3 protein-coding genes are annotated in these 1,974 nt (G+C 61.8%); all 3 read left to right on the top strand.

Annotated elements, in window-relative coordinates; genetic code table 11:
- Positions 1-474, top strand: a 474-nt coding sequence (locus ACH2EI_RS20700; protein WP_395161449.1) for an IS30 family transposase, incomplete at its 5' end; no start/stop codon positions are given.
- A gap of 22 nt (positions 475-496) precedes the next feature.
- Positions 497-826 (top strand): hypothetical protein, encoded by a 330-nt coding sequence (locus ACH2EI_RS20695; protein ID WP_395161447.1) that lies wholly within the window; start codon positions 497-499, stop codon positions 824-826.
- A 267-nt stretch (positions 827-1,093) separates the two neighbouring features.
- A complete protein-coding gene (locus tag ACH2EI_RS20690; protein WP_395161445.1) occupies positions 1,094-1,312 on the top strand; it encodes a DUF433 domain-containing protein in 219 nt (72 codons plus the stop codon).
- The last annotated feature ends 662 nt before the right edge of the window (positions 1,313-1,974 follow it).

Below are 1,974 nucleotides of genomic sequence, written 5' to 3'. Positions count from 1 at the left end.
GTCGAGGGCGGCCACTGGGAGGGCGATCTGATCACCGGCACCATGAACAAATCGGCTATCGGGACGCTCGTGGAGCGTTCGAGCCGGTTCACGATTCTCGTGCACTTCATTGGCACCCACGATGCCGAACAGCTACGCGACTCGATGACCGAGATCTTCAACCAGCTTCCAGCAAGCGTGCGTCGGTCGTTGACCTGGGACCAGGGGATCGAGATGGCACGCCATCACGAGTTCACCGCCGCGACCACGATGCCGGTCTACTTCTGCGAGCCGAGATCGCCGTGGCAGCGCGGCACGAATGAGAACACCAACGGCCTCCTGCGTCAGTACTTCCCCAAGAGCACCGACCTGTCCGTTTACTCGATCGAGGACCTCCAGCACGTCGCCGATGAACTCAACGACAGGCCCCGCAAGACACTCGGATGGCGCACCCCCGCAACCGTCTTCGCTAGCCTCAAACTCACCACCGTGTAGCCACGACCACTGGAACCCGCCGGTGTCGCGACGGGGCCAAATCAAGCCGTCGTTCTCAGCCGACGTCGCCGCCACCACGTTCCAGGGAGCGAGCATTGCGTTCATCGACGCAATGAACTCGGGCTTCTGGTTCAGCGCAGCAGTCCTCGCCTCGAGCGTCGGCCTCGCCGCCTGGCTGATCCCGAACACAGCCCGCACCGACCAAGTCCGACGCGAAGCCCAAGTCAACCCACAACTCAAGCGTGTCCCCGAGACGCTCAGCGCCGCGGCCAACCCCGGCGTTCCTGACGGGCAGTCTCTCGGCCACAGACCGACCAAGCCCAATCCGCCGACGCCTCAGCACAAGAAATGAGCCAACCAATCAACACATCACACAGGGCCGCCTGGCCGATGCTCGCCGGCTGCAGCGGGTCACCGATCTCGTTTGTGCAGACACGGTCATCAGTCGAAGCCGTTCGCCACGAGTGCCTCCAGGAGCACAGCAGGAAATTCTGCGACCCAAACACCCAAACGGCTGATTCCCACCGAACAAGAATCAGCGCAAGCCATCAAATAGATGTTTTGTCGTGCCTACCCAAACACCTCACGAGCAATTGCCGAGACCTCGTACGGTGGACTCATGAATCGGATCACGCTAGACCCAAAAGTGATGGGCGGCGTTCCGTGCCTTCGCGGACTCCGCATCCCCGTCGCCACGGTGGTGAACATGGTCGCGGGTGGCCTCTCAACACAGGAGATCGTCGACGAGTTGCCGCCGTTGGAAGCCGGAGACGTCGCCGCTGCATTGCGTTTCGCCGCTGACGCAGTGTCGGATCGTGAGATCCTGCGGCAACTGTGAGCGATCAGAGAATTGAGTCATAGCCGCAGCCTCCCATGGATGACAAACGTCGCCGCTGTGTCTCGACCAACGTTTCATGGCTGTTCCCGCTGGAGTAAATCGTGTCGTTCAGCGGATGGCAACGGAGCGCAGCACGTCGGCATAGTGATCGGATCCGGGGACCACGCGGCGAGACACCGGGCGCCGGTTTTCTCGTGCTCGTAGTCGCCGACCAGAGTCTCGTCGAGCGCGACGTGATCTTCGACAGCGGGTGCCCCGCATCGTGCAGTAGCGCAGCCACCGCGAACGCATCTGATTCACCTGAGCGTGATCAACGGCCAAGCCGCATCATGACCAGTCCGGGAGTCGCTGCCACATCCAAATCAAGCTGTGTTCAGACCCGGGGGAACTCCGAGTCGTGCACAGCAGTGCGTCCAGCCCGGGCAGCATGCGCTGATCACGTTCAAGATTTGGCCCGAGGTTGCGGGGCTCTTCTCGTTGAAGTGGGGAGTGGGTTTGGGGTGAGGGTCCCCCGGTGGGTGCAGGGATCCCGCCAGAGTTGGAGTGGTTCTACGACTTCAACTGTGAGGAGATCCCTGCGATGGGAGACGGTAGTGGCCTGGCCGAGGCCATGCTTGGAATCGATGGCGTACGCGTCATAAACGTGTCTGAGGCGAATGGTG

It is taken from the genome of Ilumatobacter sp. (assembly GCF_041688325.1).
Taxonomy (GTDB): domain Bacteria; phylum Actinomycetota; class Acidimicrobiia; order Acidimicrobiales; family Ilumatobacteraceae; genus Ilumatobacter_A.
Note: the sequence above shows the minus strand (reverse complement) of the source record. Positions and strands in the feature narration are given on the sequence as shown.

Coding starts and splice junctions, on each gene's coding strand:
- ACH2EI_RS20690 (WP_395161445.1), top strand. CDS start 1,094: ATGAATCGGATCACGCTAGACCCAAAAGTGATGGGCGGCGTTCCGTGC.